Source organism: Jiangella ureilytica (genome assembly GCF_004348545.1).
Lineage (GTDB): Bacteria > Actinomycetota > Actinomycetes > Jiangellales > Jiangellaceae > Jiangella > Jiangella ureilytica.
In genome coordinates this window covers 1-14,334 of the sequence record NZ_SMKL01000105.1, presented here as the reverse complement: position 1 = coordinate 14,334, position 14,334 = coordinate 1, and the positions used below count along the sequence as shown (strand labels likewise).

At 71.5% G+C, this 14,334-nt stretch carries 12 protein-coding genes; 6 read left to right on the top strand and 6 right to left on the bottom strand.

Annotated elements, in window-relative coordinates; translation table 11 throughout:
• Positions 1–233: 233 nt before the first annotated feature.
• The 3 genes from E1212_RS27425 to E1212_RS27415 all read left to right on the top strand — a co-directional run bounded on the left by E1212_RS27425 (position 234) and on the right by E1212_RS27415 (position 1,503).
• Positions 234–596 carry a helix-turn-helix domain-containing protein gene (locus tag E1212_RS27425; protein ID WP_131988451.1) on the top strand — a complete coding sequence of 121 codons (363 nt, stop codon included), beginning with the start codon at positions 234–236 and terminating at the stop codon, positions 594–596.
• A 5-nt stretch (positions 597–601) separates the two neighbouring features.
• Entirely contained in the window at positions 602–1,093 is a 492-nt protein-coding gene (locus tag E1212_RS27420; protein ID WP_131988449.1) for a hypothetical protein, read from the top strand.
• Positions 1,094–1,164: 71 nt separating this feature from the next.
• A complete protein-coding gene (locus E1212_RS27415; RefSeq protein WP_131988447.1) occupies positions 1,165–1,503 on the top strand; it encodes a DUF2516 family protein in 339 nt (112 codons plus the stop codon).
• A gap of 17 nt (positions 1,504–1,520) precedes the next feature.
• Here E1212_RS27415 and E1212_RS27410 read toward each other — a convergent pair whose 3' ends face one another.
• Positions 1,521–2,627 carry a serine hydrolase gene (locus E1212_RS27410; protein WP_131988445.1) on the bottom strand — a complete coding sequence of 369 codons (1,107 nt, stop codon included), beginning with the start codon at positions 2,625–2,627 and terminating at the stop codon, positions 1,521–1,523.
• 235 nt (positions 2,628–2,862) lie between these two features.
• Here E1212_RS27410 and E1212_RS27405 point away from each other — a divergent pair, with 235 nt between their 5' ends.
• Complete coding sequence (locus E1212_RS27405; RefSeq protein WP_131988443.1) at positions 2,863–5,406, top strand: ATP-dependent Clp protease ATP-binding subunit; 2,544 nt, start codon at positions 2,863–2,865, stop codon at positions 5,404–5,406.
• Between the two features lie 66 nt (positions 5,407–5,472).
• On the opposite strand, the gene E1212_RS27400 is transcribed toward E1212_RS27405, so the two are convergent.
• Entirely contained in the window at positions 5,473–5,853 is a 381-nt protein-coding gene (locus E1212_RS27400) for a hypothetical protein (RefSeq protein WP_131988441.1), read from the bottom strand.
• A gap of 204 nt (positions 5,854–6,057) precedes the next feature.
• Between E1212_RS27400 and E1212_RS27395 the strand changes: the two genes are divergently transcribed.
• Positions 6,058–6,798, top strand: coding sequence for an HAD-IIA family hydrolase (locus tag E1212_RS27395; protein ID WP_420814446.1), 741 nt, complete (start codon positions 6,058–6,060; stop codon positions 6,796–6,798).
• Here E1212_RS27395 and E1212_RS27390 read toward each other — a convergent pair.
• The 4 genes from E1212_RS27390 to E1212_RS27375 form a co-directional block, all read right to left on the bottom strand.
• Positions 6,782–8,494, bottom strand: coding sequence for a serine hydrolase domain-containing protein (locus E1212_RS27390; RefSeq protein WP_203417326.1), 1,713 nt, complete (start codon positions 8,492–8,494; stop codon positions 6,782–6,784). The two genes, E1212_RS27395 and E1212_RS27390, sit on opposite strands and share 17 nt — an antisense overlap.
• Before the next feature lie 20 nt (positions 8,495–8,514).
• A complete protein-coding gene (locus E1212_RS27385; RefSeq protein WP_131988435.1) occupies positions 8,515–9,822 on the bottom strand; it encodes an exo-beta-N-acetylmuramidase NamZ family protein in 1,308 nt (435 codons plus the stop codon).
• A 29-nt stretch (positions 9,823–9,851) separates the two neighbouring features.
• A complete protein-coding gene (locus tag E1212_RS27380; protein WP_131988433.1) occupies positions 9,852–11,663 on the bottom strand; it encodes a glycoside hydrolase family 3 protein in 1,812 nt (603 codons plus the stop codon).
• Positions 11,664–11,752: 89 nt separating this feature from the next.
• On the bottom strand, positions 11,753–12,622 hold the full coding sequence (locus E1212_RS27375) for an HhH-GPD family protein (RefSeq protein WP_131988431.1): 870 nt from the start codon (positions 12,620–12,622) through the stop codon (positions 11,753–11,755).
• 244 nt (positions 12,623–12,866) lie between these two features.
• Here E1212_RS27375 and E1212_RS27370 point away from each other — a divergent pair, with 244 nt between their 5' ends.
• Positions 12,867–14,096: a hypothetical protein gene (locus E1212_RS27370; protein WP_131988429.1), complete on the top strand. Its 1,230-nt coding sequence runs from the start codon at positions 12,867–12,869 to the stop codon at positions 14,094–14,096.
• The last annotated feature ends 238 nt before the right edge of the window (positions 14,097–14,334 follow it).

Sequence of the window (14,334 nt, the reverse complement as noted above, 5' to 3'; positions counted from 1 at the left end):
CAGATTCGCTCGAACGTCCACGACGTCCCACATCCCCACCGGTCCCATCCCCCCAGCATCGGACCATGATCAGGAACTGTCGCGGATGTCTCCGAACGCCCTGTCACACAAGTCCGCGGAACACACACACGCCAGGACGGGGTCGATCGCCGACGATCACCGGGATGACGGTGACGACCCGGGGTTAGCGAGCAGCTTGCATTTGCTTGCAAAAGTTAGCTAATGTCGATGGCATGACGAAGGCCGGGATCGGCGAGTTCCTCCGCGAGCAGCGGCGCACCGCGCAGCTCTCGCTGCGGCAGCTGTCCGACCTCGCCGGCGTCAGCAACCCGTACCTGAGCCAGATCGAGCGCGGCCTGCGCAAGCCGTCGGCCGAGGTGCTCCAGCAGATCGCCAAGGCGCTGCGGATCTCCTCCGAGGCGCTCTACGTCCGGGCCGGCCTGCTGGACGAACCCAGTGGCGACCACAGCGTCGAGGACGCCGTCCTGGCCGACCCGCACCTCGACGAGCAGCAGAAGCGTGCGCTGCTCGACGTGTACGCGTCGTTCCGCGCCGCCACCGGCGCGCGGCACGGCACCGAGAGAGAAGAAGGTTGATCCACATGTCCAGCACCGAGACGACCGAGCCCACCCAGGCCACGCAGACCACGCCCACCGACCGGAAGCCGCTCCTCGCCGCCGCCGGTGCCGCCGACGCGGCCGTCGCGGCCCTGCGCGAGCTGCCGGCCAAGGTCACAGAGGCCGTCAACGACGAGGAGCTGCGCGCCGAGTTCCGGGCCCGCTTCGCCGACCTCCCCGCCGACGTCAAGGCGTTCCGCGAGGGCTTGCCGGAGCTGCTCCTCTCGGCGCAGGCCAAGGCCGCCGACCTGCCGCAGAAGGTCCGCGAGCTGCTGGCCGAGGCCGGTCGTGAGGCCGGCAAGGCCTACGAGGGCTTCGCCACCCGCGGCGAGGGCGTCGTCACCAAGCTCCGCGCCGAGTACGGCCCCACGGTCGAGAACGCCGTCGCGAACGTGCGCGGCAAGGTCGCCGACGCCGCCGACGAGGTGGCCGGTATCACCGAGAAGGCCGCCTCGGACCTCAAGACGAAGCGCTGACCTGCCGATCGACGGGAGTCACCGGGCGGTCGGGGCCTGGTGACCCCCGGCCGATCACGTAGAGTGGCTCCATGGGCCCCAACCTCTTCGGTGATTTCCAGTCCTGGATCCTGGTGCTCCTCGGCGTCGGGGCGCTGGGACTGAAGGGGTACGCGTTCGTCGACGCGCTCCGCGTGCCGCAGCAGGCCTTCCCGGCCGCGGGCAAGTGGAGCAAGACCATCTGGTTGTGCATCCTGGGTGTCGCCGCCCTGGTCGAGATCGCGCTGTTCCCGTCGCCGCTGTTCTTCGTGAACCTGCTCGGCGTCGTAGGCGCCGCGGTGTACCTGGTCGACGTCCGGCCGGCGGTGCGCCAGTTCCGCGGCGGGCGCCGCGACTCCAACACCCACGACGGCCCCTACGGGCCCTGGTGATCCGGTAGCAGCAATGCCTACCGGCGAGGTCCACCGCGGTGGCGAGTCCCGCGAGGGGAATGGGAGAACAGCGCGAACGCGTCCTCCCCGAGCCGGAAGAACGACTCCCGGTCCGCGAGCGCCGCGGCGTCCGGTGACGCCGCCTGCATGACGAACGCGTAGCGCTCGCCGTCCACCCGCTCCCCGTACCACGCCGCAGTCACCTCACCGGGCGCACTGCCGCCCTTGAACGCGACGTAGGGCCAGGTCTCGCGGTCGATGGTCACCCCCCGGTTGTGCCCCAGGACCGACCGGAGCACCTCCGTCGTCCCCGTGGACCAGCCGGAGCCGTGCAGCGTCGCCAATGCGGCGCAGACGTCGGCCGCCGAGCCGAACCAGTCGACCCCGGACTCCCACGCGGGGTCGTCGATGTCGCGGCCGCTGACCCGCAGCGGGCCGCCCGGCAGCGCCGTCAGGATCCGCAGCCGTGCGGCCGCACCGGCCCGGGCCCAGTCGTCGCGCAGCCCCGCGGCGCCCCAGCCGACCGTGAAGAACTCGCGCGTGGTGAGGAACGGCTGGTTTAGCCCCGGCCGGCCGTGCCCGAGCGCGGTCATCGCCTCCTCGACGGATCGGCGGCCCACGCGGTCGATGAGCAGGTCGGCCGCGGTGTTGTCGCTGACGGAGATCATCTTGGCGGCCGCCAGCGACACCGGCACGCGGCTGCCGTCGGGCAGGTCCTGCAGCTCGCCGGACGGCAGGCTGCGCAGGCTCCCGCTGACGGTGAGCTCGTCGTCCCAGCCGAGCTCGCCGGCGTCGGCCGCGGCCGCGACGGCACCGAGCACGTACAGCTTGAAGACCGACGCCATCGGCCGCGGCGTGCCGGGGTCCAGATCCGCCACCGGGGTGCACGCGCCGTCGGCGCCGACCCGGGCCGCCAGCATGCCGACGTCGGCGTCCAGCGCCTCGAGCCGGCCGCGAAGCCCGTCCCACGAACGCACCGGAGCCGGCGCCGAGGCGGTCTCCGACGGCGACGACGGCGACGATGGCGGCGGCGTCGGCGGGCGGCTCGCCTCGGGTGCCGGGCCGCCGGCGCAGCCCGCCACCACCGCCGTCAGCACGGCGAGAGCGATCACCGTCCGGCGCATCGGGCCACTCTACGGAACTTCGCCCGCAGCGAACTCGGGGGCCGAGGAGGCTATCGAGTGGAACATCGGGTACCAGGCGTGGTGTTCTTGCAGGCACAGTAAGTACGAAGGATCCGCTGCCGCCGTCTCGCTCAGGGAGCACCCCGCAGAGGAAGCGGCGGGCGGATATAGCATCGAATGGTCAGATGTGGAGTCCCCGTCTCCGCAGCCGACCGCTCGGCAAGGAGCGCCACTGATGTTCGAGAGGTTTACCGACCGCGCGAGGCGTGTTGTCGTCCTGGCCCAAGAAGAGGCCCGGATGCTCAACCACAACTACATCGGCACCGAGCACATCCTCCTCGGACTCATCCACGAGGGTGAGGGTGTGGCGGCGAAGGCGCTCGAGAGTCTCGGCATCTCGCTCGAGGCCGTGCGTCAACAGGTCGAAGAGATCATCGGCCAGGGCCAGCAGGCGCCCAGCGGGCACATCCCGTTCACGCCGCGGGCCAAGAAGGTGCTCGAGCTGAGCCTGCGCGAGGCGCTGCAGCTCGGTCACAACTACATCGGCACCGAGCACATCCTGCTCGGACTCATCCGCGAGGGCGAGGGCGTCGCCGCCCAGGTCCTGGTGAAGCTCGGCGCCGACCTCAACCGCGTCCGCCAGCAGGTCATCCAGCTGCTGTCGGGCTACCAGGGCGGCAAGGAGGCGGCCACCGCCGGTGCCGGCCCCCAGGGCGAGGCGCCGTCCAGCTCGCTCGTTCTCGACCAGTTCGGCCGCAACCTGACCCAGGCCGCCCGCGAGGGCAAGCTCGACCCGGTCATCGGCCGCGAGAAGGAGATCGAGCGGGTCATGCAGGTGCTGTCCCGCCGCACCAAGAACAACCCCGTGCTCATCGGCGAGCCCGGCGTCGGCAAGACCGCCGTCGTCGAGGGGCTGTCGCAGGCCATCGTCAAGGGCGAGGTGCCCGAGACCCTGAAGGACCGGCACGTCTACACGCTCGACCTCGGCGCCCTGGTGGCGGGCTCGCGCTACCGCGGTGACTTCGAGGAGCGGCTGAAGAAGGTCCTCAAGGAGATCCGCACCCGCGGCGACATCATCCTGTTCATCGACGAGATCCACACCCTCGTCGGGGCGGGTGCCGCCGAGGGCGCCATCGATGCCGCGTCGATCCTCAAGCCCATGCTGGCCCGGGGCGAGCTGCAGACCATCGGCGCCACCACGCTCGACGAGTACCGCAAGTACGTCGAGAAGGACGCCGCCCTCGAGCGCCGGTTCCAGCCCATCCAGGTGCAGGAGCCCACGCTGGCCCACACCATCGAGATCCTCAAGGGTCTGCGCGACCGGTACGAGGCGCACCACCGGGTGTCCATCACCGACGGCGCCCTGGTGGCGGCGGCGCAGCTGGCCGACCGCTACATCTCCGACCGGTACCTGCCGGACAAGGCGATCGACCTCATCGACGAGGCCGGCGCCCGGCTGCGCATCCGTCGCATGACGGCGCCGCCGGACCTGCGCGAGTTCGACGAGCGCATCGCCGACGTGCGGCGCGAGAAGGAGTCCGCGATCGACTCGCAGGACTTCGAGAAGGCCGCGTCGCTGCGCGACAAGGAGAAGCAGCTCATCGCGCAGAAGATCGAGCGCGAGAAGCAGTGGAAGGCGGGCGACCTCGACGTCGTCGCCGAGGTCGACGACGAGCTCATCGCCGAGGTGCTGGCGTTCTCCACCGGCATCCCGGTCTTCAAGCTCACCGAGGAAGAGACTTCGCGCCTGCTCCACATGGAGGATGAGCTGCACAAGCGGATCATCGGCCAGGAGGACGCCATCTCGGCGCTGTCCAAGTCGATCCGCCGCACCCGCGCCGGCCTGAAGGACCCGAAGCGTCCCGGTGGCTCGTTCATCTTCGCCGGCCCGTCCGGTGTCGGTAAGACCGAGCTGTCCAAGACGCTGGCCGAGTTCCTGTTCGGCGACGAGTCCGCGCTCATCCAGCTCGACATGAGCGAGTTCTCCGAGAAGCACACCGTCTCGCGGCTGTTCGGCTCCCCGCCCGGCTACGTCGGGTACGAAGAGGGCGGCCAGCTGACCGAGAAGGTGCGCCGGCGTCCGTTCTCGGTCGTGCTCTTCGACGAGGTCGAGAAGGCCCACCCCGACATCTTCAACTCGCTGTTGCAGGTGCTCGAGGACGGCCGGCTCACCGACGCGCAGGGCCGGGTCGTGGACTTCAAGAACACCGTGATCATCATGACCACGAACCTGGGGACCCGCGACATCGCCAAGGGCGTCAACCTCGGCTTCTCGGCCGCTGACGACACCACCGGCAGCTACGACCGCATGAAGGCCAAGGTCACCGAGGAGCTCAAGCAGCACTTCCGGCCCGAGTTCCTCAACCGTGTCGACGACATCGTCGTGTTCCACCAGCTGACCCAGGACGAGGTGCTGCGCATCGTCGACCTGCGGATCGCCGAGCTGGACGAGCGGCTGCGCGACAAGGACATGGGCCTCGAGCTCACCCAGCCGGCCAAGGAGCTGCTGGCAAAGAAGGGCTTCGACCCGGTGCTGGGCGCCCGGCCGTTGCGCCGGACCATCCAGCGCGAGATCGAGGACACCCTGTCCGAGAAGATCCTCTTCGGCGACCTCAAGGCGGGCGAGCTCGTCCTGGCCGACGTCGAGGGCGAGGGCGCTGGTGCGTCCTTCACCTTCACCGGCAGCCCGAAGTCCGACCTGGCCGAGGTGGCCACGCCGGTCGGCGCCGGCGCCGCCAGCGGAACCGCCGCGGCGACCAAGCGCGACAAGACGTCGTAAGACGCCTGACGCGCAACGGCCCCGGAGCGCTCGCTCCGGGGCCGTTGCGCGTGCTGGGGCAGGGACTCAGCTGCCCTGGAGCTCGATGTCGCACTCGCTCTGGACGTGCTCCTCGATGTTCGAGAACGCGGTGTCCATGTCGGCGCTCGCCTCGGGGTCGCTCGGCATTTCGCCGCTGCTGAACGCCTCGAAGCTCGCGGTGACGGTCTCCCAGTCGCCCTTGACGTCGTCGGGCGCGGCGTCGGTGATCTCGCGGAACGTGGCCGTGATCTCCTCCATCGCATCCGGATCGGTGGGGTCGGCGTCGGCCAGGGAGTCGTCCTCCTCGGCGTTGGTGATGAGGTCGCAGTACTCCGAGCCGCTGCTGTCGCTGCCGCACGCCGTCAGCGCGAGCACGACGGCGGCCAGCGCGCCGAGCATCGGAACGGTCCTGGTGGTACGGATCATGTCTATGTACTCCTGGGGGGTCGTATTCGGGCAAACCCCGGCGACACTACCTGATCGGCGGCCCCGGGCGGGGGCGACTCGGACAGGGTGTGACCGATCGGTCCCGTGTGACGCGGGCGGCACGCCGCGCACTGGCGCATGCGCGGCCCGACACGTCAGAGTGGACTCGTGAGCGACCGAGAGATCGAGTGCTGGCTGACCGACATGGACGGCGTCCTCGTGCACGAGGACCGCGCGATCCCCGGGGCGGCGGACTTCCTGCGCCGCCTCGCCGACCGTGAGCGCCGCTTCCTGGTGCTGACCAACAACTCCATCTACACCCCGCGCGACCTCGCCGCCCGGCTGGCGCGCTCCGGGCTCGAGCTGCCGGAGCAGTCGATCTGGACCTCGGCGCTGGCGACGGCACAGTTCCTCGCCGACCAGTACCCGGGCGGTACCGCGTACGTCATCGGCGAGGCCGGGCTGACGACGGCGCTGCACGAGATCGGCTACGTGCTCACCGACACCAAGCCCGACTACGTGGTGCTGGGCGAGACCCGCACGTACTCGTTCGAGGCGATCACCAAGGCGATCCGGCTCATCGGCGAGGGCGCCCGGTTCATCGCGACCAACCCCGACGCCACCGGGCCCTCGCAGGACGGCCCGCTGCCGGCCACGGGCGCCGTTGCGGCCATGATCACCCGGGCGACCGGCCGCGACCCGTACTACGTCGGCAAGCCGAACCCGATGATGTTCCGCAGCGCCATGAACCGCATCGAGGCGCACTCCGAGACCACCGCCATGGTCGGCGACCGCATGGACACCGACGTCGTCGCGGGCATGGAGGCCGGCCTGCGCACCTACCTGGTGCTCACCGGCTCCACGGCCCGCGCCGACATCGGCCGCTTCCCGTTCCAGCCCAACCACGTGATGAACTCGGTGGCCGACCTCATCGAGCTGATCTAGTCCAGCCGTCGGCCTCGAACCGCTCGGGGTGCCGCTCGCCGTCGAACACCGGCTTGCCGCGGGTGCGCACCTTGACGCCGTCGACGTACACGCCGCGGCCCTGGTAGAGCGCGTCGGTGACGTAGCGCCAGCGCAGGATGGTGTCGCCGCCGCCGTCGAGGCCCGCGCGCACGTCCCACCACCGGCGGCCCTGGTAGCCGCTGATGACGCCGTCGGCGGCGTCGACGCGGTCGCGGCCGGCCCGGGCCGTGAACGGCACCGGCGTCCACGTGGCGCCGTCGTCGGTGGACTGCTCCAGCGTGAGCCGGTCGGTCGACTCGGTGTCGACGAACAGCTCGAACAGCAGGGTGGAGCTGCCGGACAAGTCGAGCGGCAGGCTCAGCGTCGACGTCGTCGCGTCGCCCTCGTGCGCCCGCCAGGCGTCGTCGCCGGAGCGCGGCTGGACCGACATCGCGTACGCGAGCTCGTGCGCCACGGCGCGCCGGGCCGGGTTGATCGTGCCCCAGTTGCGCGACGGGTGCACCCGGTTGGTCAGCAGGATGACGAACGAGCGCGACTGCGGATCGATGACCAGGCTCGTTCCGGTGTAGCCGGTGTGCCCGGCCGTCTTCGGCGCCGTCAGGGCGGCCATCAGCCAGCGCTGGTTCAGCTCGAAGCCCATGCCGTGCGCGTTGCCCGGGAACTCGGTGTTCGCGTCGGTGATCAGCGCCTCGACCGACTCCGGACGCAGGATCCGCTCGCCGCCGTAGGCGCCCCCGTTGAGGATCGCCTGCGCCAGCCGGGCGAGGTCCTGCGCGGTGCCGAACAGCCCGGCGTGCCCGGCGACGCCGTTCAGCGACCAGGCGTTCTCGTCGTGCACCTCGCCGTGGACCATGCCGCGTGGCGGCGCGGACTGGAACTCCGTCGCCGCGATCCGGTCCCGCTTCGCCGCCGGCGGGTTGTACCCGGTGTCGGTCATGCCGAGCGGCCCGGTGATGCCGTCGCGGACCAGCGCGTCGAGCGGGCGGCCGGTGACCTCTTCGGCGATCATCCCGGCGGTGATCATGTTGAGGTCGGAGTAGAGGTACGTGGAGCCGGGCGGGTTGGCCGGCGTGGTGTTCATGACGGCGTCCAGTCGCGCCTCCGGGGTGGGCCAGCGGCTCCACAGCGGCAGCCACGACACCAGTCCGCTCGTGTGCGTGAGCAGCTGCTCGACGGTGATCTCGGCCTTGCCGTTGGCGGCGAACGCCGGCAGGTAGTCGACCACGGGCGCGTCCAGGTCGACCCGGCCCGCCTCGACCTGCTGCATGATGACGATGGTGGTGAAGAGCTTCGACACCGAGGCGAGATCGTAGATGGTGTCGGTCGCCGCCGGGATCCACTCGTCCTGCGGCAGCTCGGCGCCGGCGCCGTCGGCGAACCGCAGTGCCCAGCCGGCGGCGTCCTCGGCGACCACCCGGCCGTCGTGCGCGGCCAGCACGGTCATGCCGGAGTAGAGCGGGTGCGTCTGGCCGGGCGGCGTCTCGGTGTACGACGCGGCGCGCTCGACCAGCGCCTCGATCCGGTTCGGGTCGAGGCCTGCGTCCGCGGGGTCGGCCGGGCGCAGCGTCGTGCTCGCGGACATGAAGTCGTCGTGCCGGTCGTCGAACCGGCCGGCGTCGTCGCCCGCACCGGCCGGGGTGCCGGCGCCGAGCAGGGCGGCGGTGAGTGCGGTCACGAGGACGGTTCTGCGCGTTCTCATCGCCGGCCCCGGTAGAGCAGATACTGCTGGCGGCGCTGGTCGAACTCGGCCAGCTCGTCCTGCCAGGATGCCACGATCTCGTCGGCCGAGGCGCCGGCGTCGACCATGATCCGCAGCCGGTCCGAGCCGTGCAGCAGGTGGATGAAGCCGTCGCTCGTGCCGCCGCCGCGCCACGAGAACGCCTCCGGGTAGAGGCGCTTCGCGGCGACGACCATCTCGACGCCGGTGCGGACGGGCTCGAACTCGTACGGGTCGGTGACGTGCAGCTGGACGCCGCCGCAGACCTTGCCGACGTGCTTGCTGAACGTCGGCACGAAGTACGCCTCGCGGAAGTCGACGCCCGGCAGCCCGGCCTCGTTGAGCGCGTCGGACCAGTGGTAGGTGCCGTACGGCGCGCCGATCAGCTCGAACGGCCGCGTGCTGCCCCGGCCCTCCGATGCCGCCGTCCCCTCGAACAGGCAGGTGCCCACGTAGACCTGCGCGGTGTCCGGGGTCGGCATGTTGGGGCTGGGCAGCACCCACGGCAGCCCGGTGTCGGCGTACCTCGAGCCCGGCCGCCAGCGGCGCATCGTCACGATCTCGAGGTCCTCGACGGTGGCGCCGGCGTCGTCGGGCAGGAACTCGGCGTTGAAGAACCGGGCCAGCTCGCCGACGGTCATGCCGTGCTGCTGGACGATGTAGCGCTGCCCGATGCCGGACTCGAAGCCGGGGAACAGCATGGGGCCGGCAGCAGTGCCGCCGACGGGGTTCGGCCGGTCCAGCACGACGAACTTCAGCCCCATGCGGGCGGCCGCGCGCATGGCCGACCACATGGTCCAGATGTAGGTGTAGAACCTTGCTCCCACGTCCTGGATGTCGAAGACCACCACCTCGACGTGAGCTTGCGCGAACATCCGCATGAAGCCGGCCTCCTGCGCGCCGTACGCGTCGTAGACCGTGACGCCGGTGCGCGGGTCGATGGTCGTCTCCTCGGCCTCGCCGGCCTGCGCCGAGCCGCGGAACCCGTGCTCCGGGCCGAACACGCCGGCGATGTCCACGTTGCCGGAGGCGACCATGCTGTCGACGATGTGCGAGGCGTCGCGCAGAATGCCGGTCGGGTTCGAGATGACTCCGACCCGGTGCCCGGACAGCGCCGTCCAGTCGTCGTCGGCCAGCCGCTGGGCGCCGGTGAGCACGGCCCGGGCGGGGTCGTCGCCGCCCGAGCCGCCGCGGGCGGCGAAGGCGACTGAGGGGGCTGCGACTGCACCGGCGGCACCCAGCCCGGCGGTCAGTCCGGCGGAGGCGATGAAGCGGCGGCGGTCCATGGGGGCTCCTCGGTGTGTGCGGGCGGGGGTCACCAGGTGAGGCCGTGGCCGATCGGGTAGAGCACGCTGCCGTCGGCCGCGGGGACGACGACGGGCAGCCGGCCGGCGGGGGAGATCGCGCCGGTCACGGTCTTCGCGACGCTGCGCATCGACACCGTCGTCGACGAGTACGCGGCCAGGAAGCCGGCCGACTCGGGCAGGTACGCGACGTCATAGGCGTTGCGAGCCGCCACCGCGACGACGGGGTGCCCGGTCGCGGCGAGCTCGGCGACCAGGCGGCGCTGCCTGCCCTCGGGGTCGGTGGTCGTCGTGTCCCAGGCGTTCGAGGTGACCACGACGGTGAGGTCGTGCGCGGGCGCGGCCTGGACCGCGGCGGCGATCGCGGCGTCGCTGGGACGCGTCCCGACGGCCTGTACGCTCGCCGTCGCCCCGCCCGCTCGCAGTGCCGTGGCGAGGTCGTTGCCCGCGGCGGTGATCGCGGTGACGACGTTGATGCTGCTGCCGGCCGCGACGGGGAGGACGGCAGCGCCGTCGGCCCCGGTGTTGCGCAGCACGGTGACCGTGGGGTCGGTGATCCGCTGGGACGCGCTCTGGTGGGCGCGGACGCCGACCGTGCGGGCGACGCGGTCGACGTCGACCTGCTCGTCGCCGGTGATGCCGCGATCCCACTTGAGCTCGAGGATCCGCTCGACGCTCTGGTCCAGGCGCTCCTCGCTGATCTCGCCGTCGCGGACCGCCTGCAGCACGGCCTGGTACATGACGTCCATGTCGCCGTCCTTGGGCACCAGCAGCTGGTCGACGCCGGCCTGCAGCGCGAGCACCGGGACACGGTCCGGGCCGAAGCCCTGGCGCACGCCCTCCATGTTCAGCGCGTCGGTGATGACGACACCGTCGTAGCCCAGCTCGCCGCGGAGCAGGCCGGTGATGATCGGCTGCGACAGCGTGGCCGGGACGCCGGTCGGGTCGAGGCTGTCGACGACGATGTGCGCGGTCATGATGACGTCGATGCCGGCGTCGATGGCCGCCTGGAACGGCGGCGCGTCGATGGCCTCCCACTCCGCGCGCGTGTGGTCGATCTCCGGCACGCCGTAGTGGCTGTCGGTCGTGGTGTCGCCGTGGCCGGGGAAGTGCTTGGCGGCCGCCGCGACGCCCTCGCCGCTCTGGTAGCCGGCCACCTGGGCGGCCACGAACTCCGACGCCAGCCCCGGGTCGGAGCTGAAGCTGCGCACGCCGATGACCGGGTTCTCGGCATTGACGTTGACGTCGGCGACCGGCGCGAAGTTCTGGTTGATGCCGACGGCGCGCAGCTCGCGGGCGGTGATCTTGGCCGCCTCGCGGGCGGCGTTCGTGCTGCCGGCCGCGGCGAGCGCCTGCGCGCCGGGGAACTGTGTCGCCGGCGCGGGCATGCGCGCGACGATGCCGGTCTCCTGGTCCGTCGAGATGATCAGCGGCGGGCCTCCGTCGGCCGTCGCCGTCTGCTGCAGGCCGTTGGAGAGCCGGGCGATCTGCTCAGGGTTGTTCACGTTGCCCGACCACGCGAAGTAGATGACCCCGCCCAGGTGGTACTTCTCGACCACCTCGGCCGGGGTGTCGACTCCGTAGGCCGCGCGGTTGCTGGCGGCCATGGCCGGTGTGACGGTGTTCGCGTCGGCGCCGTACACCTGCACCACGAACAGCTGACCGACCTTCTCCTCCAGCGTCATGGCAGCGAGCTGCTGCTCGACCCAGTCGGTGTCGGTGCTGGTCGTGTCCGGCGCCGCGAGCGACGGCGGCGCGAGGAGCAGGACGGCGCCGGCGGCCGCGGCGGCGCGGACCAGCGTACGGCGATGGATCCGGAGCATGCGGCCTCCCAAGCCTTGGGCGGTTGCCGTTTTCAGCGAGCCAGCTTGGGGCGGAACGTACAGAAATGATTACCGGCGGTCAAGGGTGGTCACGTCGGGCGTGACGACGGCAGGCGGAAGAGATCGCCGTCGAGCGGCTCGACCAGGCCGTCGGCCACCAGCGCGTCGAGGGCGCGTTCGCGCTGCACCGGCTCCGGCCAGATCGCGTCCAGCCGTGGCTTCGGAACGGGTCCGTCGGCCTCGCGGAGCACCGCCATCAGCCGGCCGCGGGCCTGCCGGTCGGTGCCGTGCCAGGCTTGGCCCCGGCGGGGCGGGCCGTCGTCGGGCGGCGACCCGGCCAGCCGCCAGGCGCACTCCGTCGCGATGGGACAGGACGGGCAGCGCGGCGACCGGGCCGTGCAGACCAGCGCCCCGAGCTCCATGACGGCGACGGCCCAGGCCGGTGCCGTGTCGGGGCCGGGCAGCAGGCCGGTCGCCGTGCGGCGTTCCGCGGCGGTGGGTGCGGCAGGCGGGTACTGGGTGCCGGCGACCGCGCGGGCGAAGACGCGGCGCACGTTGGTGTCGAGGACGGCGTGCCGCGCGCCGAACGCGAACGACGCGACCGCCGCCGCCGTGTAGTCGCCGATGCCGGGCAGCGCGATCAGCTCGTCGTAGGTGGCCGGGACGGCGCCGTCGTGCCGCTCGACGATGGCGGCGGCAGCCGCGTGCAGTCGCAGCGCCCGGCGCGGGTAGCCCAGGCGACCCCAGGCGCGGATCGCCTCACCCGGCTCCTCGGCGGCCAGGTCGGCCGGACGGGGCCAGCGCCGCAACCACTCGCGCCACACCGGCTCGACCCGGACCACCGGCGTCTGCTGCAGCATGATCTCGCTGACGAGCACGCCCCACGGCGTGCGGTCCGGCGCGCGCCACGGGAGGTCGCGCGCGTTCGCGGAGTACCAGGACAGGACGGCGGCGTGCATCAGGCTCTCGATTCTAGACGAGCCCGCACCGGACGAATGCGGACCGTCCGGCACCAACGGTGCGGCCGAAGGTGAATTCGATCAATACCCTCGACGCTCTTTCGTCATCTCCGTTGACTGCCGATCATTCCCGTAGTTAGCGTCATTGACGCGTGATCAACTTTCACGCACCGGTCAATTCGGGCCATTGCCTTCATATGCGTCCGGGATCGGGAGAGTGCAGGGTATGGAGAAGGAGCTGCGGATGACTCTGGAAGCGACTGAGGGGCGGCGGGTGCGTCGTGGCGCGGTCATGGTGGTTGCGGGTGTCGCCGGCGCGGCGCTGGCGTGCACGGCCGCCGGACTGCAGGCACAGGCCGCCGAGTCCGGCCGGGCCGCCGGGCCGGACCAGCGCTCCGGTGAGTTCAGGATCGCCGCGGACGGCTACTACGCCACCGCGCAGGTGCGGACCGGGGCAGAGGCGCCCCTTCCGGTCGAGGTGCCGGCGCTCGACGCGCACGTCACCGTCGGGCAGATCGAGTCCGAGGCGAACTCGGCCGGCATCGAGGGCGAGGACGACGGCGTCTTCTCCCGGGCGTTCGGCACGATCGCCAGCATCGGCGGCGCCGGTGCCGAGTTCGACGTCCCCTACCTGGTCGAGCAGGTCGCGCTGCCCGAGGAGGCCGAGACCGCCAGCTACGGCCTGCACGGCCTCGAGGTGCCGATCGTCGGAGACCTCGACGCGATCTCCGGTGAGGTCAAGGCCAACTGGAACCCGTCGCTGATCACCCAGGGCGCTCCGGGCGGGGTACTCACGTCGCTCTACTCGGGCGTCGGCGAGATCGATCTGGTCGACGTCGCCGATCTGGGAGCGGTCGCGGACCTGCTCCCGATCGAGCTGCCCGTCGGCAGCCCGCTGATCACCGTCGGCGCCGGCCAGCTGCTCCAGGAGACCGGCACCTTCCCGAAGGACGACGGCAGCCTGGGCGGATACGTCGAGGTCAGCGGCCGGTTCGCCGACCTCGGCATCCTGGGCGGGGCGGCCGAGGGCGGCATCTCGCTCGGTCTCGCAGGCTCCGACGACGGCGAGACCCCGAACGCGTGGGGCCGCCTCGAAGCGACCGGCGAGCCCGGTGGCGCGACGTTCGACTACGAGCTGCCGGCGCTGGAGCTGCAGGTCGGCGACGACGAGGTCATCGACGTCGAGCCGGGCTTCGACCAGACCTTCGACCTGGGCGGCGTGTCGGTGAACCTGAACTTCGCCGACTACCGCGAGGACGACACCGTCCTGGCCGAGGACGGCACCACCGCCTCCGCGTCGGGCGGCGGACTGTCGGTCCGCGTCACGCTGGCCGTCCCGGTCCCCGTCCTCGGCGATGTCGAGGTGGCCAGCGCCGAGGTCGGGCTGCTGAGCTTCCCCGAGCTGAGCGTCGAGGTCCCGCAGGGCGGCATCGCCGCGCCGGCCATCGTGCCGCAGGCGGCGAGGTCGAACTGAGACTCGCCGGGGCCCCTGTCCCGGTGGATCGAGCACGGCGGTACCACCCGCCGCCGTGATGAGAGAAGAAGAATGAAACCTCGTGGGTCCGGTCGCTCACACAGGCGGCCGGACCCACGAGCCCGTTCGAGATGATCACGTTCACGAGGAGATTCCCTGTCGCACGACGATCGCAGGACGGGTGCGACAGGGAGTCTCGTGCTGAACGTGATCATTTCGGTCCGGGCGGAGCGGGCGG

What these genes read in the sequence shown, in the direction of transcription:
- E1212_RS27425 (WP_131988451.1), top strand. Translation starts at nt 234, where the DNA reads ATGACGAAGGCCGGGATCGGCGAGTTCCTCCGCGAGCAGCGGCGCACC.
- E1212_RS27420 (WP_131988449.1), top strand. Translation starts at nt 602, where the DNA reads ATGTCCAGCACCGAGACGACCGAGCCCACCCAGGCCACGCAGACCACG.
- E1212_RS27415 (WP_131988447.1), top strand. Translation starts at nt 1,165, where the DNA reads ATGGGCCCCAACCTCTTCGGTGATTTCCAGTCCTGGATCCTGGTGCTC.
- E1212_RS27410 (WP_131988445.1), bottom strand. Translation starts at nt 2,627, where the DNA reads ATGCGCCGGACGGTGATCGCTCTCGCCGTGCTGACGGCGGTGGTGGCG.
- E1212_RS27405 (WP_131988443.1), top strand. Translation starts at nt 2,863, where the DNA reads ATGTTCGAGAGGTTTACCGACCGCGCGAGGCGTGTTGTCGTCCTGGCC.
- E1212_RS27400 (WP_131988441.1), bottom strand. Translation starts at nt 5,853, where the DNA reads ATGATCCGTACCACCAGGACCGTTCCGATGCTCGGCGCGCTGGCCGCC.
- E1212_RS27395 (WP_420814446.1), top strand. Translation starts at nt 6,058, where the DNA reads ATGGACGGCGTCCTCGTGCACGAGGACCGCGCGATCCCCGGGGCGGCG.
- E1212_RS27385 (WP_131988435.1), bottom strand. Translation starts at nt 9,822, where the DNA reads ATGGACCGCCGCCGCTTCATCGCCTCCGCCGGACTGACCGCCGGGCTG.
- E1212_RS27380 (WP_131988433.1), bottom strand. Translation starts at nt 11,663, where the DNA reads ATGCTCCGGATCCATCGCCGTACGCTGGTCCGCGCCGCCGCGGCCGCC.
- E1212_RS27375 (WP_131988431.1), bottom strand. Translation starts at nt 12,622, where the DNA reads ATGCACGCCGCCGTCCTGTCCTGGTACTCCGCGAACGCGCGCGACCTC.
- E1212_RS27370 (WP_131988429.1), top strand. Translation starts at nt 12,867, where the DNA reads ATGACTCTGGAAGCGACTGAGGGGCGGCGGGTGCGTCGTGGCGCGGTC.